At 55.0% G+C, this 23,826-nt stretch carries 27 protein-coding genes and 1 pseudogene; 13 read left to right on the top strand and 15 right to left on the bottom strand.

What is annotated here, in order from left to right:
• Positions 1-13: 13 nt before the first annotated feature.
• A complete protein-coding gene (gene dusA, locus ACI7MX_RS18330) occupies positions 14-1,024 on the bottom strand; it encodes a tRNA dihydrouridine(20/20a) synthase DusA (protein ID WP_405585914.1) in 1,011 nt (336 codons plus the stop codon).
• Positions 1,025-1,126: 102 nt separating this feature from the next.
• Between dusA and ACI7MX_RS18325 the strand changes: the two genes are divergently transcribed.
• The 3 genes and pseudogenes from ACI7MX_RS18325 (at position 1,127) to ACI7MX_RS18315 (ending at position 2,250) form a co-directional block, all read left to right on the top strand.
• Complete coding sequence (locus ACI7MX_RS18325) at positions 1,127-1,450, top strand: hypothetical protein (RefSeq protein WP_405585911.1); 324 nt, start codon at positions 1,127-1,129, stop codon at positions 1,448-1,450.
• A gap of 104 nt (positions 1,451-1,554) precedes the next feature.
• Positions 1,555-1,984, top strand: a pseudogene (locus ACI7MX_RS18320) (glycoside hydrolase family 19 protein).
• Positions 1,981-2,250 carry a hypothetical protein gene (locus tag ACI7MX_RS18315; protein ID WP_405586069.1) on the top strand — a complete coding sequence of 90 codons (270 nt, stop codon included), beginning with the start codon at positions 1,981-1,983 and terminating at the stop codon, positions 2,248-2,250. Before ACI7MX_RS18320 ends, ACI7MX_RS18315 begins: the two are co-directional and overlap by 4 nt.
• Positions 2,251-2,289: 39 nt before the next feature.
• Here the strand turns inward: ACI7MX_RS18315 and ACI7MX_RS18310 are convergent, their stop codons facing one another.
• From ACI7MX_RS18310 to ACI7MX_RS18300, 3 genes are all read right to left on the bottom strand, one after another.
• Positions 2,290-3,393 (bottom strand): alkene reductase, encoded by a 1,104-nt coding sequence (locus tag ACI7MX_RS18310; RefSeq protein ID WP_405585908.1) that lies wholly within the window; start codon positions 3,391-3,393, stop codon positions 2,290-2,292.
• A 54-nt stretch (positions 3,394-3,447) separates the two neighbouring features.
• Positions 3,448-4,026 carry a TetR/AcrR family transcriptional regulator gene (locus ACI7MX_RS18305; protein ID WP_405585905.1) on the bottom strand — a complete coding sequence of 193 codons (579 nt, stop codon included), beginning with the start codon at positions 4,024-4,026 and terminating at the stop codon, positions 3,448-3,450.
• Positions 4,027-4,212: 186 nt separating this feature from the next.
• Positions 4,213-5,205 (bottom strand): GlxA family transcriptional regulator, encoded by a 993-nt coding sequence (locus tag ACI7MX_RS18300; RefSeq protein WP_405585902.1) that lies wholly within the window; start codon positions 5,203-5,205, stop codon positions 4,213-4,215.
• 232 nt (positions 5,206-5,437) lie between these two features.
• Here ACI7MX_RS18300 and ACI7MX_RS18295 point away from each other — a divergent pair, with 232 nt between their 5' ends.
• Entirely contained in the window at positions 5,438-6,328 is an 891-nt protein-coding gene (locus ACI7MX_RS18295) for an MBL fold metallo-hydrolase (RefSeq protein ID WP_314482433.1), read from the top strand.
• A 97-nt stretch (positions 6,329-6,425) separates the two neighbouring features.
• On the top strand, positions 6,426-6,971 hold the full coding sequence (locus ACI7MX_RS18290) for a cysteine hydrolase family protein (RefSeq protein WP_314482430.1): 546 nt from the start codon (positions 6,426-6,428) through the stop codon (positions 6,969-6,971).
• Positions 6,972-7,248: 277 nt separating this feature from the next.
• On the opposite strand, the gene ACI7MX_RS18285 is transcribed toward ACI7MX_RS18290, so the two are convergent.
• Positions 7,249-7,605 carry an MmcQ/YjbR family DNA-binding protein gene (locus tag ACI7MX_RS18285; protein ID WP_405585897.1) on the bottom strand — a complete coding sequence of 119 codons (357 nt, stop codon included), beginning with the start codon at positions 7,603-7,605 and terminating at the stop codon, positions 7,249-7,251.
• Positions 7,606-7,979: 374 nt separating this feature from the next.
• Here ACI7MX_RS18285 and ACI7MX_RS18280 point away from each other — a divergent pair, with 374 nt between their 5' ends.
• The 6 genes from ACI7MX_RS18280 (at position 7,980) to ACI7MX_RS18255 (ending at position 11,180) form a co-directional block, all read left to right on the top strand.
• Positions 7,980-8,330: a hypothetical protein gene (locus ACI7MX_RS18280; RefSeq protein WP_405585894.1), complete on the top strand. Its 351-nt coding sequence runs from the start codon at positions 7,980-7,982 to the stop codon at positions 8,328-8,330.
• 366 nt (positions 8,331-8,696) lie between these two features.
• Positions 8,697-9,170, top strand: a complete 474-nt coding sequence (locus ACI7MX_RS18275) for a hypothetical protein (RefSeq protein WP_314482425.1) — start codon at positions 8,697-8,699, stop codon at positions 9,168-9,170.
• 27 nt (positions 9,171-9,197) lie between these two features.
• Positions 9,198-9,581: a DUF1090 domain-containing protein gene (locus ACI7MX_RS18270; protein ID WP_405585891.1), complete on the top strand. Its 384-nt coding sequence runs from the start codon at positions 9,198-9,200 to the stop codon at positions 9,579-9,581.
• Positions 9,582-9,613: 32 nt separating this feature from the next.
• Positions 9,614-9,949: a DUF2388 domain-containing protein gene (locus tag ACI7MX_RS18265; RefSeq protein WP_314482420.1), complete on the top strand. Its 336-nt coding sequence runs from the start codon at positions 9,614-9,616 to the stop codon at positions 9,947-9,949.
• Positions 9,946-10,131, top strand: a complete 186-nt coding sequence (locus ACI7MX_RS18260) for a hypothetical protein (RefSeq protein WP_405585887.1) — start codon at positions 9,946-9,948, stop codon at positions 10,129-10,131. The genes ACI7MX_RS18265 and ACI7MX_RS18260 overlap by 4 nt, the downstream gene beginning before the upstream one ends.
• Before the next feature lie 638 nt (positions 10,132-10,769).
• Positions 10,770-11,180, top strand: coding sequence for an Ivy family c-type lysozyme inhibitor (locus ACI7MX_RS18255; RefSeq protein WP_405585884.1), 411 nt, complete (start codon positions 10,770-10,772; stop codon positions 11,178-11,180).
• Between the two features lie 215 nt (positions 11,181-11,395).
• Here the strand turns inward: ACI7MX_RS18255 and ACI7MX_RS18250 are convergent, their stop codons facing one another.
• Positions 11,396-12,079 carry a glycosyltransferase family 25 protein gene (locus tag ACI7MX_RS18250; RefSeq protein WP_405585881.1) on the bottom strand — a complete coding sequence of 228 codons (684 nt, stop codon included), beginning with the start codon at positions 12,077-12,079 and terminating at the stop codon, positions 11,396-11,398.
• A 325-nt stretch (positions 12,080-12,404) separates the two neighbouring features.
• Here ACI7MX_RS18250 and ACI7MX_RS18245 point away from each other — a divergent pair, with 325 nt between their 5' ends.
• The gene (locus tag ACI7MX_RS18245) at positions 12,405-12,902 is read left to right on the top strand and encodes an anti-virulence regulator CigR family protein (RefSeq protein WP_405585878.1); all 498 of its coding nucleotides are present in this window, start codon (positions 12,405-12,407) and stop codon (positions 12,900-12,902) included.
• 35 nt (positions 12,903-12,937) lie between these two features.
• On the opposite strand, the gene ACI7MX_RS18240 is transcribed toward ACI7MX_RS18245, so the two are convergent.
• The 9 genes from ACI7MX_RS18240 to ACI7MX_RS18200 all read right to left on the bottom strand — a co-directional run bounded on the left by ACI7MX_RS18240 (position 12,938) and on the right by ACI7MX_RS18200 (position 21,944).
• On the bottom strand, positions 12,938-14,347 hold the full coding sequence (locus ACI7MX_RS18240; protein WP_405585875.1) for an amidase: 1,410 nt from the start codon (positions 14,345-14,347) through the stop codon (positions 12,938-12,940).
• Positions 14,344-15,624, bottom strand: a complete 1,281-nt coding sequence (locus ACI7MX_RS18235) for a Zn-dependent hydrolase (protein WP_405585872.1) — start codon at positions 15,622-15,624, stop codon at positions 14,344-14,346. Before ACI7MX_RS18235 ends, ACI7MX_RS18240 begins: the two co-directional genes overlap by 4 nt.
• Before the next feature lie 15 nt (positions 15,625-15,639).
• A complete protein-coding gene (locus ACI7MX_RS18230) occupies positions 15,640-16,335 on the bottom strand; it encodes an ABC transporter ATP-binding protein (protein ID WP_405585869.1) in 696 nt (231 codons plus the stop codon).
• Positions 16,335-17,093 (bottom strand): ABC transporter ATP-binding protein, encoded by a 759-nt coding sequence (locus ACI7MX_RS18225; protein ID WP_405585866.1) that lies wholly within the window; start codon positions 17,091-17,093, stop codon positions 16,335-16,337. Before ACI7MX_RS18225 ends, ACI7MX_RS18230 begins: the two co-directional genes overlap by 1 nt.
• On the bottom strand, positions 17,090-18,100 hold the full coding sequence (locus ACI7MX_RS18220) for a branched-chain amino acid ABC transporter permease (protein WP_405585863.1): 1,011 nt from the start codon (positions 18,098-18,100) through the stop codon (positions 17,090-17,092). The genes ACI7MX_RS18225 and ACI7MX_RS18220 overlap by 4 nt, the downstream gene beginning before the upstream one ends.
• A gap of 1 nt (position 18,101) precedes the next feature.
• On the bottom strand, positions 18,102-18,962 hold the full coding sequence (locus tag ACI7MX_RS18215) for a branched-chain amino acid ABC transporter permease (RefSeq protein WP_405585860.1): 861 nt from the start codon (positions 18,960-18,962) through the stop codon (positions 18,102-18,104).
• A 67-nt stretch (positions 18,963-19,029) separates the two neighbouring features.
• Entirely contained in the window at positions 19,030-20,232 is a 1,203-nt protein-coding gene (locus tag ACI7MX_RS18210; RefSeq protein ID WP_314482390.1) for an ABC transporter substrate-binding protein, read from the bottom strand.
• 106 nt (positions 20,233-20,338) lie between these two features.
• Positions 20,339-21,106: a FadR/GntR family transcriptional regulator gene (locus ACI7MX_RS18205; RefSeq protein WP_405585856.1), complete on the bottom strand. Its 768-nt coding sequence runs from the start codon at positions 21,104-21,106 to the stop codon at positions 20,339-20,341.
• 124 nt (positions 21,107-21,230) lie between these two features.
• Complete coding sequence (locus ACI7MX_RS18200; protein ID WP_314482385.1) at positions 21,231-21,944, bottom strand: murein L,D-transpeptidase catalytic domain family protein; 714 nt, start codon at positions 21,942-21,944, stop codon at positions 21,231-21,233.
• A gap of 161 nt (positions 21,945-22,105) precedes the next feature.
• Between ACI7MX_RS18200 and ACI7MX_RS18195 the strand changes: the two genes are divergently transcribed.
• Positions 22,106-23,665, top strand: a complete 1,560-nt coding sequence (locus ACI7MX_RS18195) for a L,D-transpeptidase family protein (RefSeq protein ID WP_314482383.1) — start codon at positions 22,106-22,108, stop codon at positions 23,663-23,665.
• Positions 23,666-23,826: the final 161 nt, after the last annotated feature.

The raw sequence follows: 23,826 nt of genomic DNA, 5'->3' as shown, positions 1-23,826 counted from the left end.
TGATGGGTAAGCGTTAGCGGCCTTCCAGCAGCTCAGCGGCTTGATCCAATAACGCCAAAGGATCCGCTGCTTTATGGATGTCGACTGACAGCAACTGTCGGAAGCGCCGTGCGCCTGGAAAACCCTGGCCTAACCCAAGAATATGTCGCGTGATGTGATGCATCGCTCCACCCGCTGCAATATGCGCGGCGATATAAGGTCGTAACAGCGACAACGCTTGTGCCCGCGTAATCACAAGGTCAGTGCTGCCGAATAACTGCTGATCGACCTCAGCCAGAATATATGGATTGTGATAAGCCTCGCGGCCAAGCATCACGCCATCAAACACCTGCAAATGTTCCTGGCATTGTTCAAGGGTTTTGATCCCGCCATTGAGAATGATCTCAAGTTCAGGAAAATCCTTTTTAACCTGTGCGGCCACGTCATAGCGCAGGGGCGGAATGTCACGGTTTTCCTTGGGTGAAAGTCCTTCCAGAATGGCAATACGCGCGTGCACAGTGAAGCTGGTGCATCCGGCGTCGCGCACCGTACCCACGAAATCACAAAGCTCTGCATAACTGTCGCGGCCGTTGATACCGATGCGATGCTTGACTGTGACGGGTATCGACACCGCGTCGCGCATGGCTTTCACACAATCGGCCACGAGCGACGGGTGTGCCATCAAACAAGCGCCGATCATATTGTTCTGCACCCGATCACTCGGGCAGCCGACATTCAGATTCACCTCGTCATACCCGGCCTCCTGCGCCATGCGTGCGCACACGGCCAAATCTGCAGGCGTGCTGCCGCCCAATTGCAGGGCCAGCGGATGTTCGGTTTCGTCATGGCGCAAAAAGCGTTCTGCATCCCCGTTGATCAACGCGCCAGTGGTAACCATTTCGGTATACAACAGTGCATTTTTGGACAGGAGGCGCAGGAAGAAGCGGCAATGACGGTCGGTCCAATCCATCATAGGGGCCACGCTAAAGCGTCTGGACACCGCAGAGCCTGTGTTTACGTGGTTTGTAGCTGATTTTTCTAACATTTTGCTCTACGTGTTTTAGGCGTGTTTTAGGGGGTAAAAGGGCGTTTTTTGTGGCTCGGTGGTACGAAGTACCACTTCAAAGCTGACACGTACCACTTTCAAATGGCAACTATCAGGGCAAGAAACCTGGCGACTGGGGTAGTTACCTACACAGCCCAGATCCGCATTAAACGCGACGGTGCCCAATTCTACCAAGAGAGCCAGACTTTAGCCCGTAAACAGGCCGCCCAAGCTTGGGTGAGCAAGCGTGAAGCTGAACTGGACCAACCCGGAGCCATTGAGCGTGCACACCGCGTAGGTGCCACAGTTAAGGAAATGATCGAGCGCTACATGCTTGAAATGGAGAAGCCTCGCGCACTAGGTAAAACCAAATTGGCCACGCTCAAAGCGATCAGCGAATCCTACTTACTAAGGCCAGGTCAATGACGAAGACTTGAGTATGCTGTCTGGCGCATGAGGCCAGAAGGGGGCGCTGTACTGCCTCAGACCGCTGGCAATGATTGGTGCACTTGGGCGCTGTCCTGTTCTTGATGACCATGGCAGCGCCGAGTCTTTGCCCTGTCGCCCAGATCGGCCACAAGTCCGGCCAGTTCCGTTTCATGCGCGAACTGGGCAATGACCAATACCTAACGGCACACTGGGCAAACGCTTGGGCAACACCCCCCAAGGCGGAGGAAGACGGCCAAAATATCGAGGCAGTGGCCTGATCCAGATCACCGGCCGGGCCTACTAAATGATGTGCGCCGAAACGCTGGCCCTTGACCTAATCAACCAACCCGAGCTGCTGGAAAAGCCGCCGCACACGTGCATATCAGCGGCGTGGTACTGGGCATCCAAGGGGCTGAACACGCTTGCTGATACAGGCCAGTTCAACCAGATCACCTAGCGTATCAACGGTGGCCAGAACGGCGCTGCCGATCGGCAGGCGTGTATGCCCGGGCGCTCAAGGTGCTGGCGTGAAGTTCGACACGGTGAAGTGGAGCGGGGTGCTGCTGGTCAGCTTTGCCCTGATGGCTGGCAGCGCGTGGGCCGCACGGATATGGCAGGTCAACGCCTACGATCACCCGTTGTCCGCTGAAGACGCCTCACACCAACCCGTGCTCACCGATATGGTCAATGCCAACGCCGCGTTAGTAGTTGGCCGATCAGGGCAAGCGCTTTGCCCTTACCAATCTTGTTGGGTCGGCGAGATAATCAGATCGTTTACGGTGACGTTAGCCGGCTGATTCAGGGCGTAACGTCGGGGCGAAGTCGCTCGACGCATCTCAGTAGTCGCCATTCGGCCAGTCGATGTATCCCTTGGCACCGCCGCCGTAATAGCTCTCTCTTGGAGCGATCGTCAGCGCTGCACCGCGACGCAGACGCTCTACCAGATCTGGATTGGAGATGAACAGGCGGCCAAAGGCCACGGCGTCGATTTTGTTCTGAGCACGACGCTCGATTGCCATTTCAAGGTCGTAGTTGTTGTTACCGAGGTAAGGCCCCTTGAATAGGCCGCTCAGGGCGTCCATATCGATGCCTTCTGGAACTTCGCGACTGGTCGCTGTAGCACCCTCGACGAAGTGCATATAGGCCAGATCAAGCTTGTTTAGCTCAGGCACCAGGTACCCGAAAAGACCCATGACGTTGCTGTCTGGAGGTGTGTTGCCTGCGTCGGGTGTTACGGGCGACAGGCGAATACCCACACGGTCGCTGCCCCAGATTTCGATCACCGCCCGAGTGACCTCAAGGGTCAGGCGCGCCCGGTTCTCGATCGAACCACCGTACTGGTCGGTGCGCTGGTTAGTGGAGTCACGCAGGAACTGGTCGAGCAGGTAGCTATTGGCTGAATGGACTTCCACACCGTCGAAACCGGCGTGTTTGGCATTGCGTGCAGCTACACGGTATTGCTCGATGATGCCGGGAATTTCGTCAGTATCCAGGGCGCGTGGGGTGGAGACCGGAACGAAGCCCTCAGTGGTGTAAGTATTGCCTTCCGCCTTGATTGCGGAGGGGGCAACCGGCGCCTGGCCGTTGGGTTGTAGCTCGACACTGGAGAAACGGCCGACGTGCCACAACTGCAACACAATTTTACCGCCTTCGGCATGTACAGCATCGGTGACGGTCTTCCAGCCTGCAGTCTGCTCCTTATTCCAGATACCCGGAGTAGCTGCATAGCCACGGCCTTGGGCAGAGATGTTGGTCGCTTCGGCGATGATCAGCCCAGCTGACGCACGCTGGGCATAATAGGTAGCGTGCAGCTCGTTGGGGATACCATCCTCGGCGTAGCGGCTACGTGTAACGGGTGCCATAACGATTCGGTTGGCGAGTTTGATCGCTCCAAAATGAGTAGGTCCGAACAAATCGGTGCGGGTAGTGTTGTCAGTCATATGTAAGCTCATTTTAGTAGACCAGTCGTCTAGTTAAAGGGTAAAAAAAGCCGCTCAACCGAGCAGGCTTTTAGTCATGGTTAACGCCGATAAAAATGGCCGAGCAGAACGGTTCACTTTTGCCATCAATGATGCGCCCAGCCAAAGCTGGTACATGGACTCGGCCAGCGAAACGCTATCGCGAGTGAAGATGCTGCCATCTTCGACTCCGCGCTCGATGGTATCGGTGAGCAAATTTATGATCCGGACGGTGCCTTTCTCCAAGACCTGACGCATAACTTCGGAAAGATCGCAGACTTCAGCACCGAGTTTAACGACCAGGCATTTGTTGTCGACAGAGTCGTCGTGCTGGGTTTCGCTCCAGTACTCAAAGTACTTCAGGAGACATTCAGCGCCACTAGCCTGTTGTTTGAGAATCGGCCTTATACGTGACAGATACTCGTCAAAATACTCATCAAGCAGGGCTTGGCCAAATTCTTCCTTGGACTTGAAATAGTAATAGAACGAACCTTTGGGCACGCCTGCCGTACTCAACACTTCGTTGAGACCAACAGCGGTATAGCCTTTGTGGGTCATCAGAGCCCGGGCTACATCAAGGATGTGCTCACGTATGTCATTAGCTGGTTTCTTCATGGCGGGGAGTCTAACTAGAATTAGACCAGTCGTCTATAAGGCTCGACGAATGGCGATTTGTCTTGATGGTGCCGCGCAGATACATCTGAGGGCATGTGATGACAATCGCCTATGCTGTACCCGATCTGAGCCTACGATTGAATAGATGATGATTCGGGCATCTTCGCGTGACATACCGCCAACATTTCAGATGCTGTCACTCTTTCGCTCGTTCTTTGGATTCATTCCAAGGCAAAACATTTTTCGATAGTCAGATGGCGATGTACCCAGATGAGCAGCGAAATGTTGTCTTAAAGAAAGGGACGTCCCAAACCCTACCTCATCCGCGATGCATTCAATCGATAACTCGGTTGTTTCGAGTAGTTCCTGCGCTCTGACTACGCGCTCCGTGTTTAACCATTTAGATACGGTAGTGCCGGTGGCCGCCTTAAATCGACGAGTAAAGGTGCGCCTGCTCATTTTTGCCATGTCTGCCAAGACATCGAGCGACAGATGGCTGGCCACATTCATTCGAGCCCACGCCAATACATCTGACAAATGAGTTTCGCTGGAGAGCTGCAGTACAGGATGTTCCACGTATTGAGCCTGGCCCCCCTGCCTGTGAGGTGGTGTCACCAGCAGTTTGGCGGTCCGATTGGCTACATCAGCTCCTAGACGCTGGCGCACCAGATGCAGGCAACAATCAATTGCTGCCACGGTTCCAGCGGAGGTCATGATGTTGCCATCACTGATATAGAGCACTTCAGGCCGAAAACTGACCATTGGAAACCTCCGCGCAAATTCGTCGCGGGCTACCCAGTGAGTCGTCGCCTCTTTCCCGTCCAGCAGCCCGGCATCGCCGAGCACAAATGCCCCTAGGCATAACCCGACGATCAACTTGTCTTTGGAATGCGCGAGCTGCAGCGCCTTCACCAGCGGTGCAGATGCAGCGACCGACGGATCACCCCACGCGGGAATGACAATGACGTCACTTGCCTCCATCAGTTCCAGGCCGTGGACTACAGACAGCCCAATGCCTTGGTCACTGCTCAGCATGCCCGGCACCTCTGCGCAGAAATTGACCTCGTATTCAGGTTCACCCGGCACGCTTTGAGCGGTTCCCAATACAACGCCAGGAACAGAAAGGTGAAAAAGGCTCACGCCGTTGAATGCTAGAACTGCAACACGTATGGCTTTCATCAGGCGGCCTCAGATTGATCCTGTAGTGGCCCACTGCTTGTCTCACGCAGGAATGGGAGGGCCGCTCACGCGGAATTTTTTCTCAGCAAGTAATGCACTACCTACCGTTGACCCTCAATGGCAATACAGATTAGTTGGCCCGATTATATCGAAACATGTCATTCAGGCCACTGTTGGGCGCCAAGGTACTGGCCCAGAATGGTCTCCTCGATGTACCAACAGGATTAATTCCATGAAATCTACAGCGCTTCCTCTCGCCTTTGGCATTGTCTGCGTTGCAGTCGCTACAGCGGCGTTCGCGGACACTCATGCCCCCCAGGCATCTGACGCCTCCCACAAACTGGATCTTCAGCAGGTTCGCAATGCCACGGTAAAAATCACTTACGGTGACACTACGTTCTTGATCGATCCAATGCTGGCTAAAAAAGGGGCTTACCCCGGGTTTGAAAATACCTACCGAAGCAACCTTCGCAATCCGCTGGTCGATCTACCCGAATCCCCTGACAGGGTTGTTTCGGGTGTCGACGCAGTCATCGTCACGCATACACACCTTGACCACTGGGATGATGCGGCACAAAAAGCGCTGCCTAAAGACATCCCGCTGTTCACTCAGCACGAAGACGATGCGCAGTTAATTCGTTCTCAGGGTTTCAAGAATGTACGTGTACTGACTGATGAAGCTGAATTCGGCGGCGTCAAAATCACCAAAACCGGTGGTCAGCATGGCACCGATGAAATGTATGCCGTACCAGCCCTCGCAAAGCCGCTGGGCGAAGCCATGGGTGTGGTGTTTCAAGCGCCAGGCTACAAGACCCTCTATCTCGCTGGTGACACTATCTGGCGCAAAGAAGTCGACCAGGCTATTGAGAAGTATCACCCTGAAGTCATCGTGCTCAACGCCGGGAAAGCAAAAATGACGGGGTTCGAGGGTGCGATCATTATGGGTGAGGAGGACGTCCTGCGTGCCGCACAGACCGCCAAAGACTCTAAAATTGTCGCGGTGCACATGGACGCGGTTAACCACATGTCCCTGAGCCGTGATGAGTTGCGCACTTACGTCAAGAAACAAGGTATCGAAAATCGCGTTGATATACCCGAAGACGGCGCTTCGCTGGAATACTGATTTAAACCATATTGGGTCGTGGTAGCGGGCAGGTTTCTTACCCACCAGCAATCTCAACCTTCAGGCAACATCTCTTTGATTTGATCGGAGATCGCTCATGAAACAAGGTCTTGTAGTAGTTGATCTGCAAAACGAATACCTGCCCACTGGTAAATTGCCTTTGAGCGGTATTGAGGCGGCTGTGGCGAATGCTCGACGTGTCGTGGACCATGCGCGAAATACAGGTATTCCCGTTTTTCACATACGGCACGAATCAGATAATGCTGATGCCCCCATCTTCGTAAAGGGATCTGAAGGCGCGCAAATTCAGCCAGCGGTAGGCCCTGAGGATGAAGAACCTGTGATTGTTAAAAAGCACATTAACGCCTTTAGAGACACTGACCTCAAGAAGCAGCTGGATGCATTCGATGTTCAGGCTATCGTGGTAATAGGTGCGATGAGTCACATGTGTATCGACGCCGTCGTACGTGCTGCAGCGGACATGGGGTACCCGGTGACAGTGTTGCATGATGCTTGCGCCACCCTGGATCTCACATTCAATGGCGTTAACGTGCCAGCGGCTCATGTGCATGCAGCGATGATGGCCGCGTTTGAATTTGGGTACGGCACGGTTAAATCTGTGGACGATTATCTCTCGGCGTGAGTGTGTATCTATGCAGTTTCGCGCCAACTAAGTCTGAAACTGAATAGATGCTATACCTCCCCTTAGACAAAGGGTCCCGCGGGGCCCTTTGTGTTGATAATGATTGTAGGGTCGCCAAGATCCAACGGTGACACCACTAGTTTTTACGTTTCATTTCTCAGGCTTGTGTGAGTGGCGTGCTGGCTTCGCGTACCAGAAGTTGCCTATAAATCAAGAGTCAACTTTCAAGCGTACTTGCTTAAATGATTCGATCCCCTTTGGTGTTCGCATCGAACCGCTACTTGGTTAACGCGTAACTGTCTTGAATCAGTTCGTGTATGTGTTCGATTACTACCGAGCCGTCCAATACCACACTGATCCAGTGCTCTTTGTTCATGTGGTAACCCGGAACAATACCCACCATTTGACGAAGTGAACCCACCTTGTCCGGATGGCATTTCACATCCAAAATATCAACCTCTTCCTCGCCTGCAAGACCTAACTTTTCCTTGGGTACGTTCATCACTATTCCAAACCACTTCTCAGATCCCCCGTGCCTTAGGACGGCGTACTTTGGGAATTTACGCCTAGGGTAATCAGGCTGGATATCGAACGCTTTTACCACATAGCTCAACACTGTTTTTCTAGATGACATAGGACTGTCTTTGGGTATTGGGTAGCTGAGGAGTCATCTGGCAATCGCATTGTGGCAATCCTCGGCCATGCGTCGCCACCTTGCACCTACCTATGCACAGAGTAATACCCAAGGTGTAGCTCATGCGGGGGGGAGGGCTGCCGAATTGAATCGCTCCGGGTTTTTTCGCCACTCTCCAAGCTCGCGCCATTACTCCTCTGGTCGGCGAAGCCCGCCACTCTGATTGTCCTCTTGGGCACTCAGCTCATTAGGCTGGGTGTCGCGCTTAATCCAGGCATAGAGTCAGTGGGCGTTATATGAAAGTGTTATTTTCTTGGTCCGATAGAGTAGTCGATTAAACGACATACGTTGTCGGTCAGCGTTGCTTAGTGGTCATGCTTGTTGCAAAGCTATCCGAGATAGAAGTTTTTCTAACGGCTTCTACGGTTGATTTAAGTCAGTTCTCACATAATAGTGACTTGCCTATAAGTTTGTTTCGTTCAGAAATAAAATATGAAGATGGCCGGCACGGGAGTGAAGTGAAACACACAGTCTATGCCTGGGGTAGGGGGAAATGGATTGAGATAGGGCAGAATTTAAAGGCGTGCAAGGCTATTGAAAATAATATTTCTACCTGTACCAGGTTGTTAGAAAATGTAGAACAGTTGAAGACTTTAGAATTTAATAAGATAGGTGTCCCCAAGCTTTCACAACATCAGTTGATTATTTATGAAATGGGGGTCTAATAATCGGCAGTCTAAGGCTTAATCTTCATGCTGCTCAGCCGGGCAGATGGGCTTAGCGCCAACAGCTTATGATACCGGTATGCCGTTCGCCTTAGAGAGTCTGAGGCGAGCAAGGGTGATGAGGCTGATTGCCAATATCATGATGAGCTCATTAGCCCAGAGCTAGTATTTCAGGCCGCGTTCAGGTGGTTGCAGCGCTTGCTCACCCGTGCGTGGAGGGTATGTGGGAAGCCAGTAAGAATGATTAAGACTGAGTAATGTGCTCTTAAGGACTTATTGAAAACGGCCTTTTATGATGGTTGCTTGCAACTGGTGATGAGTGAATTTAATGCCAGTTCTGAATAGCGTGCTGCTCAGGGGGTAAAATTGAACTGGCTGTATATTAAAGGTGGAGATTTTGGCGGGTGCACGGTCTGGGAGCGTTCAGTGGCCGTGAATAAACAAGGCATTTTATTCGTGGCTGCAACCTTCGGCGGGGAAGAGCAAGAAGTGGTCGTATTAACACTGCGTAAGTTAACGCCTGCGCTTGTCTGTTTCGGCCACGTGTATGTACCAGTCGATTGGTTGCTCGATAACTTTCCGGTGTCCAGGCACAGGTGTCAACCCATCGTGATGGAAGCGCTTCGTATTGTTAAACTCCGCGCCCGTCATAGCCAAAATGCACACTCTTTTAACAGCGAGGTTGTTTATTCATGCTCCCAAGATTCATTAGATGCGTGGGGCGGTTGCAGCCCACAGTTTTCTCGCGCTTATCAACGTAAGGCGATTGATGACTACCTGGGTAATGTTGAAGGTGATGTTCAGCCCTCTAAGAGCGTTCGATTAGATGTGCGTATTTAATTCATATTTTCATGCTGAGGCCTAAAGATGCGTAAGAAAGTAATCAGTCAATTGACATTAAGTATCGGGTTGGGGTGCCTCTTAATGAGTGGTTACTCTGCGGGTCATAATGACAGTACCTGTGCTGAGCGGCGGGATGAAATACTGTATCAATTGGATCAGGCCAAACAAAATGGTAATCCCTATAAGCAATCGGCACTTGAAACAGCACTTCGCAATGTACAGCGGTACTGTCAGGATGAACCGGTTGGGCGTCGTCAAAATAAAATAGCAAGCGCTGCGGCTGAGGTCATTTATAGAAGTGAGCAACTTGAAAAAGCCTTGGAAGAGGGCACGCCCGGCAGAGTCAAAGAATGCCGTGATAAACTGCATCACGCTCGCAGGCAATTAGCACGCGTGACAGAAGATTAGCGATGTAGGGTAATTAAATAATGAGCGTCTGCATGAGCAATGCGTGGGTTAAGGTCATGGCGATTTCCGCAGTGGCAACATTTTCCAGTTCGGCCATGGCCCTGAATGATTTTTGGCTTGAAACCTTCATATCCAGTACGTCCGGTGGAACAACCTATCTCACTTCCAGGGACAACAAACTGAACGTGTCCGTCCTTGAAGATGCGAGCAGTTTTGTTGCAAGCGATGGTGACATCCGAGGCCCTTATCTGGAGGCGTCAATCAATGCTCTACGGGCATCTAAATCCGCCCTGGAAGTGAGTGATATGGAGTTCGCCACACAGATACTGTTGTTATCGGTATCTGAGCCGGTGGGGGAGTCATCATGAAACTTAATATGTTACTTGCCGGCGTCCTTATGTCGACGGTCAGCCTTTCAGGTTGCACAACCAGTGACTGGATTCAAGCAGTGGGGGGTGCTGCACAAGCGCGTGACGATTACGGCAAAAAAAAGCGTATCGAACGGCTAAAAAAAGCAAATACCGCGGCCTCGCGCGTAAAGAACTCATAGAGTGATCGCGCGTAATTGGGGGGGGGCGAGTGGCACTGGAGAGTTATCAAAAATGCCGGCTTCTCGGTTGGCCGTTCAACCTTAGCGGCGCTTGATTTAAACTCTTTTCCGAATCATCAGATCCACTAATAGGCGAACTTAAGCCCGTGCTTCGCCGAAATCTCGCGCATCTCGATCGCGTTACTATCTTTAACGAAGGCGACTGCTTCTTACCAATGAAGCCTCCACTCTCTGCACCTGCCAATGATCCGCACAGTACCGGTGACTGCCGCTAAGGCAGCGCAGTTTAATGAAAAAAAGCATGGCGAGCCCCTAGCGTCACCGGCAGCCGCAGAGGCAAAGGAAGCGTGAGATGTGCGAGAAGCCCTAAAGCCATGTCTACATTCGATTGACCTGATCAGTTCGACCTGCGTGAGGATATGAGACAGATCCAATGGCGCAGCGAACCTTTCGCTGGCGCCCGTAATGACATAGCCGGGCAACTCCAATAGGTGAAAGGTGCCCTGGTAGTGTTGGCAAGCTCCGCTCTTCGTGATCATAGGGTGCTGCGGGGAAAGGAACTCAGTAGATGCCTGATTCTGATCTACCCTGTACAGGCGGTTCAGTATTCAATCATTAAATTTTGGTACGGAGTCAAAATGAGAGTAAATCACCTGGCGGTTATGACCGGAGTCTCTTTATTTTTAATAGCATCTGCAGCGTCTGCCGAACAATATTTGCCGGAAATCATCAGCAAAGACCCGTACAAAAACGCCTATGCACAGATGCTGAGCTTTCCAGATTGGGTGAATAAAGCTCAGGGGACTGCAACGCCCGTTGAGAAGGTTTCGGCAGGCGGAAAAAGCTTTCTTGTGGGCCATATGTGCAAGCCACATGACTGTGCTAACAATCAGTTAAGCGTTGTTTTCAGTGCGAATGGCAAGAAGTCGTGGGGACTTCTTGCGACACGTTCTGCGGATGAGGAAGCCTTCACAAAGCAGGTGCTAGGAAATCCAGACAGTATTGTCGAAGGATTGTTGAATAAATCTTTTTCGGACAACAATCCATGAGTCTAACCGGAAAAAGACTGTCGGTTAGCTGGTTCAAACTCTGGTTATGAAAGTCCTGAGGGCCTGGCTCTGGCAGGGTGATGGCTTAGAGGTGATTGCCGGCTGCCCCTGGCGTGTGTAGCCAGCCCTCAGGGCTACAGCAACCTTTTACCCTGATCCTCGAAGCTGTCGAGACCACTGCCAGGCAAGCTGTTTGATCAAATTACTAAACCTGATCAAAGGTCTCGATGCAGGATTGTCTTGGCGATATTTTTGAATATCTGCACGTACTGTTTGCGCCAGTTATCCTGCCAGTACAGGGCATCAGGGCAGGTTCCATCCGTCGACCGGGCCGTCAGAACGTCGCTGGGGGCGAGTTCTTCAGGTTGTTGTTGGCTCAGCATAGGGAATGCCATATAGGCTTTGAAGTGCTTCGAATAGACTTTATCGATGGCGGTGCCTGAATAAGGTGAATGACGCAGAAGATGTTCACAGCCTTGTTTAGACAGAATATAAGCATGGGTGCCTTTGGCACGCACCCTTGCGACGCCCCGGTGCCAGGTGAGCCATACTTTTCCCAGATTTGCCCCTAAATAGAACAGTTCCGGATCACAATGATTCAGAAAGTTATTTATTTGTGATACTTGCTTGGGGGCGAATGAAACCAATGTGGCGTCATCTTCTAAAATCAACACGCGCCGGTAATTTCTTTCCAGCGCCAAAGTGGCACATTTAACATGAGAGTCGAAGCAACCGCGCTCTGGATTCTCAGAATCACGCTCTACGATCAGAAATTCAATGTTTAACCCGCTACCTTCAAACTCCCGCATCAGCAACTCGCGGCGATCAGTACGTGGCTTCAAACTTATACAAAAAACGCCGTCTATATCCAGCAGTCTCAGATCCTTGACTTTAGACATACCTTAAAATCTACCCCGTCCTTATAGGTTTAATTACACCCGGCAAATACGTTGTCTGCTGTGGCTTGTGCTCCTCACGTAATTTTGCCCGATGAATGCCGAATGTTCAAACACGGGGTAGCCGTGCCCTTTTATTGGTTTTATGTAAATGACTTATCCAAGTATTCAATTTTTCTAGGTGCAGCGGCGTCAGAAAAGCTGTGCGTAAGGCGATATTAATGGATCAGCCTACGAAATTTACAGCCCCCACCCCTCATAAGCCGTTGAACCAAATGCACATTTGGGGTCTACAACAGGTAGGGAATTTCCTTTTGAGAATATCGATATGTTGAATTCACGTTCGTTGATGACAGCGTTAACCTGCCTTGCGCTCGCCTGCGGTTCAGTGACCGCACTGGCTGATCCTGGAAACGGCAATGGGCCCGGGAATGGTCCTGACAAGCGGAACACGCAAGGTCAGCAGGGGCCAAAACCTCAAGATAGGCATCAAGGCAAGTCAAGCGATCAGCCGTCGCAAGGCAAGCGTCCAGAAGAGAAGTCACACAACAAAGGGCCAAGCGTTAACCGCCAGCATGCGATGGGCATCGTGGGTCAGCATCGTGATTACTGGAGCCCCGGCCCCGCATTGCCGCCGGGTGTGCAAAAGAACCTTGCGCGCGGTAAGCCGCTGCCACCGGGTATCGGCAAAAAACTCGACGGTCGGCTCGCTAAACAATTGCCTCACTATGAAGGCTATGAGTGGCGTCAGGCCGGGACTGATTTGATTCTGGTGTCTTTGGCCACCGGCATCATCTATGAAGTGCTTAATGGCGCATTCCATTAAGCACTGTTGGACTTGGACGATGCCTCTGCACAAATTTACCGGCTAAAAGGCGCGTGCGGATGGCGACTCGGGAAATGTTTCTCATAGGCCCGACAGACCCTGAGCACTGTGTCATCGGCAAATCGTGCGCCGACCACTTGCAAGCCGACCGGCAAACCGTTTTCGGCCAGACCACAGGGCACAGACGCGGCAGGTTGTTGAGTCAGGTTGAAGGGGTAGCTGAAGGGCGTCCAGTGCATCCATTCGCCGTAGTCTGAATCGGGTGGCACGTTATGCCCGGCCGCAAACGCGGTGATGGGCAACATCGGCGTCACTAGAATGTCGTAGCGTTGATGGAAGTCGCTCATCTGCGCCACGAGTGCGGCGCGGGCCTCAAGGGCGGTGCTGTAGTCCTTGAGGCTAATGCGTTCACCCAGTGCGGCAATGCGTTGCAAGCCGGGATCGAGCAGGTCGCGTTGGGCACTGTCCAGTTGCCCGGCCAGACGCGCCGCTCCGGCAAACCATAACGTATTGAACGTCTCCAGCGGGTCACTGAAACCCGGATCAATGTGCTCGACCTCTGCGCCCAGTTCACTCAGGCGCGCCACCGCACGGGCGATGACGGCAGCCACCTGCGGATCGACTTTGATGTGGCCCAAGTCAGTACTGTAAGCAATGCGCAGTCCCTTGAGGCTTTGCTCTGCGGGTAACCACGGCGTGGTTCGCGGTGCGCCGATCAGGCCATCGCGGGCATCCGGTCGGGCGACGGTTTGCAGCATCAACACGGCATCCTCGACAGTGCGGGTCATCGGCCCTAAATGCGAGAGGATGGTCATGGAGCTGGAAGGCCATTGCGGCACATAGCCAAAGGTCGGTTTGATCCCGAAAGTGCCTGTGAAGGCACAGGGAATGCGGATCGAGCCTCCAGCATCGCTGCCCTGATGCAAGACCCCCAGATTGAGGGAAGCAGCGGCCGCCGCACCGCCAGACGAGCCGCCTGCTGTCATACGGGTGTCCCACGGGTTGCGGGTGATGCCATACAGCGGGTTGTCCGTGACGCCTTTCCAGCCAAATTCCGGTGTGGTGGTTTTACCCAGCAACACGGCTCCGGCTTGGCGCATGAAGGCCGTGAACGGGGCATCTACGTCCCACGGGCCTTGTGCCGAGGTGGTGCGCGAGCCTTTACGCGTGGGCATGCCCTGGGTCAGCGTCAGGTCTTTGATGGAAGCCGGAACACCATCCAGAGCGCCGCAGGGTTCGCCTTTAAGCCAGCGTTGTTCCGAGGCGAGGGCAGCGCGCAGTGCACCGTCGGCATCAATATGGCAGTAGGCGTTGACCAGCGGATTGAAGCGCTCGATACGTGCCAGCGCATCTTCAGTCACGTCCACCGGTGAAAGGCTTTTATCGCGGTAGCGGCCCAGCAGTTCAACGGCGCTCATTTGGCCTATCTCAGTCGTCTGGCTCATTGTTTTTGCTCTCCCTGAGCCGCATGGACCATGGCTCGCAGCAGCACGGCGCAGCCATCGGCCAGATCCTGCGGCGCCGCATTTTCAATTTCGTTATGGCTGATACCGCCTTCGCACGGCACGAAAATCATTCCAGCGGGGCCCAGTTCGGCGACGAATATTGCGTCGTGTCCGGCACCGCTGACAATTTCCATATGGCTGAGCCCCAACTGCTGCGCGCCTTTGCGCACCGCATCGACACACGCAGGGTCGAAGTCCAGTGGCGGGAAGTCGGCGGTGGGCGTCAACGTGTAGCTCAAACCGTGGGCGGTGCTGGCGTCTTCAATGGCGTTGCGCACTTCATCGACCATGGCTTGCAGCTGATCTTCATGCAGGTGACGCAAGTCGATGGTCATGTGCACCTGACCGGGGATGACATTGCGCGAGCCGGGGTGCAGGGTCAGGCAGCCCACGGTGCCGCAGGCGTGAGGTTGATGGTGCAGGGCAATACGGTTGACCGCGCTGACGACGTGCGCGGCGCCGACCAGTGCATCCTTGCGCAGGTGCATCGGGGTCGGCCCGGCGTGGGCCTCGACGCCAGTCAAGGTCAGGTCAAACCATTTTTGCCCCAGGCAACCCATCACCACGCCAATGGTGATGGCCTGATCTTCCAGCACCGGGCCTTGCTCGATATGGGCTTCAAAATAAGCGCCCACGGGATGACCCAGCACCGCACGGCTGCCGGCGTAGCCAATACGCTGTAACTCAGCGCCGACCGAAACGCCTTGTTCATCCTGTTTGTCGAGGGTGTCTTGAAGGTCAAATTTGCCGGCGAACACCCCGGAACCCATCATGCAGGGCGGGAAACGCGAACCTTCTTCGTTAGTCCACACCACGACCTCGATGGGCGCCTCGGTGACGAGATTCAAATCATTGAGAGTACGGATCACTTCCAGCCCGGCCATGACCCCGTAACAACCGTCGAACTTTCCGCCCGTGGGCTGGGTGTCGATATGGCTGCCGGTCATGACTGGCGCCAGGTCGGGTTGACGCCCGGCGCGGCGCGCGAAGATATTGCCGATGGCGTCAACACTGACGGTGCAACCGGCGTCTTCACACCAGCGCACAAACAAATCCCGGGCCTGGCGGTCAAGGTCAGTGAGGGCCAGACGGCAAACCCCGCCCTTGGCCGTGGCGCCGAGTTGTGCGAGATCCATCAATGACTGCCACAAACGCTCACGGTTAATCAGCGGCGCGTTGCTGTTGAAAATATCGGACAAGGCGATAGGACTGTTCATGATGACTTTTCTCCTTCAGGCGCTCAGGGCCAGATAACGGTTTTTGATGGTCGGGTCGGCACGAAACTCGGCAGCGCTGCCTTCGTACACCACACGGCCTTGTTCGAGTACGTAATGGCGGTCGGCAAGCGCGTCGCAGACCTTCAGGTTCTGCTCCACCAACAGCACGGGCAGGCCGTCTTCCTTGATCGTGCGCAAAATCTTCACCAGCTCATCGACAATCACCGGCGCCAGCCCCTCGGTAGGTTCATCGAGGATCAACAGCTTAGGGTCGTTGACCAGTGCCCGGGCGATGGCGAGCATTTGCTGTTCTCCGCCGGACAACGCATGGCCCGCATTTTTGCGCCGCTCCTTGAGGCGCGGGAACATCGCGTAGACATCCTCCAGTTGCCAGCGGCTGCTTTTGCGCTGGGCGATGCGCAGGTTTTCCTCAACGCTGAGCAAGCGGAAAATGCCGCGATGCTCCGGCACCAAGGCCAGCCCCTCACGGGCAATTTCAAAGACCTTGCGCCCGACCATGTCTTGACCGTTGAAGCGCACCTCGCCTTGGCGCGGGCAGATAATCCCCAGAATGCTGCGCAATGTGGTGGTCTTGCCCGCACCGTTGCGCCCGAGCAATGTCACCAGTTCACCAGGATTGACCTGTAACGACACGCCTTCAAGGACGTGGCTCTTGTCGTAGTAGGAATGGATAGAGTCGACAGTCAGCATCAGGCGGCTTCTCCCAGATAGGCAGTGCGTACACGTTCATCGGCGCGGACAAATTCAGGCGTGCCTTCGACCAGAATCTGGCCTTGGCTCATCACGGTGATGCGCTGGCTGATGGACATGACAATGCTCATGTTGTGTTCAATCAGCAGCACCGTGTGGTCGCGTCCCAGGTCGCTGATCAGTTGGGTCATGATCGGAATGTCGTCGATGCCCATGCCCGAGGTCGGCTCGTCGAGCATCAACAGCTTGAGTTTGGAGCAGATCGACATGCCCACTTCGAGCACCCGCTGTTGGCCGTGAGACAGTTCACCGGCCAGGGTGTTGGCGCGTGGAGTCAGTTGCAGGCGTTCGAGCACCTGATCGGCCATGTCGTGGTGCTGGCGACGGCTGTCCACATGCCGCCAGAAATTAAGGGCGCCCAGTCCATCCCGGCCTTGGGCCGCCAGACGCAAGTTCTCGCGCACGCTGAGATTCTGGAACAGGCTGGTGAGCTGGAATGAGCGGGCCATGCCCAGCGCAACGCGGCCGTGGGAGGGCTTTTTAATGATGTTCTTGCCATCAAACACAATGGCACCGCCGGTGGCCTGACGCTCTCCGGTTAAACAGTGGAACAGACTGGTCTTGCCCGCGCCGTTAGGGCCTATCACGGTGTGAATGGTGCCTTGCTCGACCCTCAGGTTGACGCCGTTGACCGCATTGAAAGCGCCGTAGGCCAGTTGCAGATTTTCGGTTTGCAGCAGGGGCTGTGGCGTGCTCATGGCTTTTCCTCCTGAAGGGGCTGTTGGCGTTTGCGCGTGCCCTTGATCCGTTCAAACAGGCTCGACAATCCGCCCCACAAACCGCCGCGCATAAACACCACCACCAGAATCAAAATGACCCCCAGCAGCATGAGCCAGCGTGGCCACAAGTCAGACAGGAAATCCCCGAGCAATACAATGGTGCCCGCACCCAGCAAAGAGCCGAACAACGACCCGGTGCCGCCGACAATGGTCATGATCAGAATGTTCTCTGACATGGCCAGGTCGATGTTGGACAGTGGGACAAAATGCAACAGCATGGCGTAGAGCGCTCCGGCCACTCCGGTGACGGCGCCGGACAACATAAACACCAGAATCTTGAAGTGCCGGGTGTCGTAGCCGATGGCGGCGGCGCGGGTTTCGTTTTCGCGGATGGCCATCAAGGTGCTGCCGAAAGGCGAAGCAATCACTCGGCGGGCGCCGATAAAAATCAGCAAGAACAACACGGCGACAAAGCCGTAGAAATAGCGTGCGTCACTGAGGGACAACAGTAGGGCATCGCCGATGCGAATTTCGGGGCGGGGCACGTCCAGCAGGCCGTTGTCGCCGCCGGTCCAGTCGCTAAGGGTATAGGTCAGGAAATAAGCCATCTGGCTGAAGGCCAACGTCAGCATCACGAAGTAAATGCCGGTTCGGCGGATGGCCAGCGCGCCCACCAGAAACGCCAGAAAGGCGCCCACCAACGCGGCACCGAGCAAGGCACTGAACAGGCCCAGATGCAGGTGAATCATCAGCAGGGCCGCGCAGTAAGAGCCGGCACCAAAGAAAATGCCTTGGCCGAAAGACAGCAAGCCGGTGTAGCCCAGCAGCAGGTTACAGGCCAGTGCAGCCATGGCGAAGATCAGGATTTCAGTGGCCAGAGTGGCTGAGGGCAGCACCAGCGGCAGGCCGATCAAGACCGCAACCACCAACAGCAGCATGGAGCGCGACTGGGTTTTGGCGAAGGGCAGGGGGTTTTTCTCATTCATGTCAGGCTCTCCCGAACAGGCCATAAGGGCGCAGCAGAATCACCACGGCCATTGCGCCGTAGATCATCAAGCTGGCGCCCTGAGGCCAGATAGTTGTCATCAGGCTTTGCACCACGCCCACCAGCAAACCGCCGACCAGCGCACCACTGAACGAACCCATGCCGCCGATGACCACGACCACAAAGGCCACACCGAGGATTTCCGGGCCAACGAAGGGCTGCGCACCGCGTAACGGCGCGAACAGCACACCGGCAATCCCCGCGAGACCCGCGCCAAGCGCGAAGGTCATGGAAAACAGGCGAAAAATATTGGTGCCCAGCAGGGAGACGGTTTCGGTGCTTTCGCTGCCCGCGCGCACCAACGCACCGAAGCGTGTGCGCTCCAGCAGCAGCCACAAGGCGAAACCGATCAGCGCCGAGAAGGCGATCAGGAACAAGCGATAGTAGGGGTACACGAAGTCGCCTATCACCAGCACGCCACGCAGCAGCTGTGGCACGGCCACGCTTTTACCCACCGGGCCCCAGATCATCACGCTGGCTTCCTGAATGATCAGGGCAATACCCAGCGTCACCAGAATCTGGAACATGTGCGGCAAGTGATAAATGCGCTGGATCAGCAGGCGTTCGATCAGCCATGCCAGCGCCGCTACCAGCAAGGGTGTCAACAGCAGTGACAGCCAGAAATTGCCGGTCAGGCTGACCACCGTGTAGCAGATATAGGCGCCCAGCAGAAAAAACGCCCCGTGGGCAAAGTTAACGAAGTTGAGCAGGCCAAAAATGATCGTCAGTCCCACCGCGATCAAGAAGTAGATCATCCCCAGGCCCAGGCCGTTGAGAATCTGAAACAGGTAAAGTTCGAGCATGCAGATACCCTCGGCAGACGATCATGCGTCATCGACTGCCCGTTGAAAGGTGCTTGAAAACCGTGGTTTAGCCCAGTACGCAGCCCGTGCTTTCGACTGGCGAAAAAGAGCGCCCGGAACTGATCACCGAGGCCAGATCGTCTGCGTCCTTCATCTGGTTGGCGGGTTTGCCCACCAGCAGGTAGTAATCCTTGATCACCTGATGGTCACCGGCGCGGATCGACTCCGAGCCGGTGGGGCCTTGGTAGTTCAGGCCCTGCATGGCTTTGGCGACGGTCGGGCCGTCGAAGCTGCCGGTCGCTGCAATGGTGTCGAGCATGACCTTGGTGCTGATGTAATCAGCCGCCAAAGGGTAGGTGGGGTTGATGCCGTATTTGGCTTGAGTGGCTTTGACCAGTTCGCGATTGAGCGGGGTATCGACCTGATGCCAGTATTGCGCTCCGAGGTACACCCCTTCGAGAATGTCGCTGCCCAATTCTTGAAATTGATCCAGACCGGCAGACCAGACCAGTAGCACTTTCATCCGCTCCTTGATGCCGAAATTCACCGCCTGACGCAGCGCATTGTTTGATTGGCTGCCAAAGTTGAGCAGTACCAGCACATCGGGTTTGGCGACGATGGCATTGGTCAGGTATCCGGAAAACTCTTGTTCCTGAAGCGAGTGATAGCTGTTGCCGATGTGCTCCAGGCCGTGCTCTTCAAGCACTTGGCGGGTACCGTCCAGCAACGCTTCGCCGAACACGTACTGCGGGGTGATGGTGTACCAGCGTTTGGCATCGGGCAGGGTCTTGATCAGGGGCACCAGGGTTTCACGAATGGCGCCGTAGGTTGGCACCGACCAGCGAAAGGTCGCGCTGTTGCAATCCTTGCCGGTGACTTCATCGGCCCCCACGGGCGTCATGAAGACCCCGCCAGCCTTGTTCACTTCCTTGGCCACGGCCAGCGCTGATGAAGACAGTGTGCAGCCCTGAAAGAATCTTGCCCCGTCCTGTGCGATGGCTTCTTGCACTTTGCGCACCGCCTTGCCGGCATTGCCTTCCGTGTCGATGACCTTGTAATGGAGCGGTCTGCCGAGCAGTTGCGGGTATTGCTCAACAGCCAGACGTGAGCCCATGTCAGCAAACTTGCCATAACTGGCGAAAGGCCCGGACATCGACTTGAGGCCATAAAAGGTAAAGGGTTCGCTGGCGAAGGCCTGACGGATGCCCGGCGCGAGGCCAAGAGCACCGGCAGCCGCCAGACCCGCTTTCAACAACGTACGACGCTGCATGGAATGACTCCCTGATTTAATTATTGGCAGGAGTAGCAATGACAAACCGCAGAACAGGGCCTGTGAGCAGGCCTTTTTTAGTGGTGTTGGCTAACAGGGTAAGGCTTTAGCTGTGATCGAACTCCAGTAGAAAGTGTGGGCTGACTTGACCTTCAAGTGCTGTCATATGGTGTTCGGCATCGCACATGTGCTCGTGCATCAACGTGCGCACGCGCGGTTCGTCTTCAGCGCGCAAGGCAATCAATAGTTGCTTGTGATAGTCGAGGTTGGCCGCGTCGAATTGCTGGCGCTTGGGTTTATAGGCTTTTTTCAGCACCACCAGATCGCGCAGCAAATCGTTGAGGAATTGCGCCATAAAACTCAGTAACGGGTTGGGGCAGGCGCGGGCCAACAGGGTGTGAAACTCAAGCTCCGCCAGACGTTGTTCGCGCTGGCCCGCCTCGCTGTCTTCGGGGGTGCTGCAAAAATCGACATTGGTTTGCAAGGCCGCGAAGTCCTGGGCACTGAGTCGGCCAATAACGGACACGGCCAGTTCGACCTCAATGACTTTGCGCAGTTGATAGACCTGCTCGCCATCCAGATGCTGGAAATGCAAATAATTGCGCAAGGCGCGGCTGGCGGGTTCGGTGCCGGCCTGATTCAAATAGGCGCCGCCGCTGGGACCTGTGCGGGTGCTGACCAGCCCTTCAACTTCCAGTGCCTTGAGGGCTTCGCGGGCCGACCCTTTGGAGCACTGAAAGCTTTCCATCAGCTCACGCTCAGTGGGCAGGCGATCACCGGGCTTGAGGGCGTCGGTCACAATCGAGCGTTTGACCGATTCGACAATCACATCGGAAAGCTTCTGGCGTTTGCGGCGCAGCGGGCGACTTAGCATATGTTCTATTTATCGTATTAATGCGGATTAATAGTAATAAATAGCGCTTGGCCCGATCAGTCAATGAAAGACCGGGCAGCGTGTCGTTTTTAGCTAAAAGGGGTCGTTAACAGAGCGGTCGCTGTCAGCCTTTTTTCGACGAGACGATACTGGCCACCAAACGAGGTTTGCAGTTGAGGTACGCCGAGGACTGCAGCCATTTTTGATCCGGATACCAGGCAAACATGAACTGCCCGTCCTTGAGTTTGTCTACCACGGTACGGGCAATCTGCGGGCGTACAGCAGGGCAGCCCTGACTGCGACCGATGCGGCCTTGGGTCTGGCTCCACAGCGGATTCACGTAACTGGCCGGATGGATCACGATGGCACGATCACGGGCGCTGTCGTTGAAACCCGGTTCCAGCCCGTCCATGCGCAATGAGTAGCCGTTGGCACCCTGATAGCTTTCCTGAGTACGAAACAGACCCAGGCTGGATTGATGGCTGCCCTCGTTATTGGAAAATTGAGTGGCGAAGTTTTCACCGGACTTTTGTCCGTGGGCCACCAAATCACGCAGCACCAGGGTCTTTTTTTGCAGATCGAAGATCCACAGGCGGCGGGCGGTAGAAGGTTGTGAATAATCAATCACGGCCAGGTTTTCGGCAGGGCTGGCCCCGTTGTTGACCGCGCATTGCATGGCACTCAGAGCGCTTTGCAGTACGAGGGGGTTGAGTTCCGGGGCGGCTTGGGCAAGGCTGTTGTAGAGCCCTTGTTTAGAAATATTGGCGGCGAACGCAGGGTTGCACAGAGCTCCCAGCGTCGCGGCGACCAGAAAGAGTCGTCGCAAAGTAATCGGCATAGATAACGATATTCCACTGTTTAAAGGTTACTGAAACTCCGTCACCCGATGGCTGCTATGTTTAAGACAGACAGACACAATTTAGCTGCTAGCCTTCGGGGTCAGCCGTGACGGTGATACGGTTAATTTCAACGCAACGGCCATGGATTGGAGTAAAGCAGTTGATCAAAAAACACGCAGTTTACTTGAGCATTGCCTTGCTCGTAGCGCCATTGGTCGCGTCGGCTGACGACATGGCTGTTCAGCCGCTCAACCCCGTGCAGATGGCATTGCTCCAATTGCCGCAGTCTTGCCCTGCACTGGCCACGGGTGTGGACACGCAACAACAGGCGCTGTTGCAGGCTTTTTATCAGGCACAGAATGATCAGATGGTGTGGACGGACCCCGGTCGCGTCGCCGCCTTGAAGGCGGCGTTGGCGCAATTGGCCGACGATGGCCTAAACCCTGCTCACTATCCGCTCCCTGCGGGTCATGATCTGTGTGCCGATATCGACACCAGCCGGCAATATCTTAAAGCGTTGCATGACCTGCACTTCGGGCGGCTGGCCCAAAGCCGGTACGAGCCGGTCTGGCATTCCGATTCTGTGGTAGAGCCCGACCCTCAAGCCGAACTATTGGCCCTGGCCGTACCCGGCGTGCAGGACGTGAGTGCAGCGTTCGAGCGGGCCAGGCCTGCCTTCGAGCAATATCAGAACCTGCGTAAGGTCTACGCCCGCGTGCGTCAGCAACCTTTGACGCAGTGGCAGCCAATCCCCGATGGCCCCTTATTGCGTCCCGGGATGCAGGATCCTCGGGTTCCGGCACTGGCCCGGCGACTGGCCGACGAGGGCTATTTGAGCCGTCAGGCATCCGTCAACAACACCTACAGCAATGATCTGGTCTCGGCGGTTAAAAGTTTTCAGCTGGACCACTCGTTGCAGGCGGATGGCGTGATCGGGGCGGGCACGATAAAGGAACTTAACGTCAGTCCGGCCACACGGCGCGACCAATTGCGGATCAATCTGGAACGACTGCGCTGGATGGCTCGCGATTTCGAGCCCACCAGCCTGCTGGTCAATGTCGCGGCGGCTCAACTGGCGGTGTACAAGAATGGTCAACCGGTGTGGCAGACCCGCACTCAGGTGGGGCGCCCCGACCGGCAGACACCGCTGTTGAAATCCACCGTCAACCGGTTGACCCTAAACCCGACCTGGACCATTCCACCGACCATCTTCAAGAAAGACAAACTGCCGCAAATTCGCCGCGATCCTTCATTCCTGAGTCGTCATGACCTGCAAGTGATCGACAGCAGCGGGCGGCCGATTTCCCCTGGCAGTGTTGATTGGGATCGCCCCGGCAACATACTCTTGCGACAAGGGGCCGGGCCACGCAACCCGTTAGGGCGTATCGCTATCCGCTTCCCGAACCCGTTCGCGGTGTACCTGCATGACACGCCCAGCCAGGCGCTATTCAGCAAAGGCCCCAGGGCATTTAGCTCGGGCTGTGTACGCGTTGAATCAGTGTTTGAACTGCGTGACTGGCTGGTGACCCCGTCCGAGAAAGTGCGCACCGAGGAGTTGCTCAGCACGGGCCGCACCAGCGAGTTCAGATTGTCCAACCCCATGCCGATCCTGATGACCTATTGGACAGCGCATGCTGATAAAGACGGAAAAGTGGTCTACTCGCCGGATATTTATAATTTCGACCCTGCGTTGATCGCGGCTCTGGCCAAACAGGGCTAAAGCCTGCGGGTCATCCCCCGTAGCCGCTGCCGCAGGCTGCGGCTACAGGTTCTTTACACGTTTAACTGTCATGAGATTTTTTATGCCCCGCTGGCCAGACTCACGTTTTACCGAATTGACAGGTATTACTCACCCCATTATTCAAGCGCCCATGCTCGGCG

Source organism: Pseudomonas sp. 2024-210 (assembly GCF_045062345.1).
Classification (GTDB): Bacteria; Pseudomonadota; Gammaproteobacteria; order Pseudomonadales; family Pseudomonadaceae; genus Aquipseudomonas.
The sequence above is the reverse complement of the archived record's forward strand: the minus strand, read 5'-3'. Positions and strand labels throughout refer to the sequence as shown.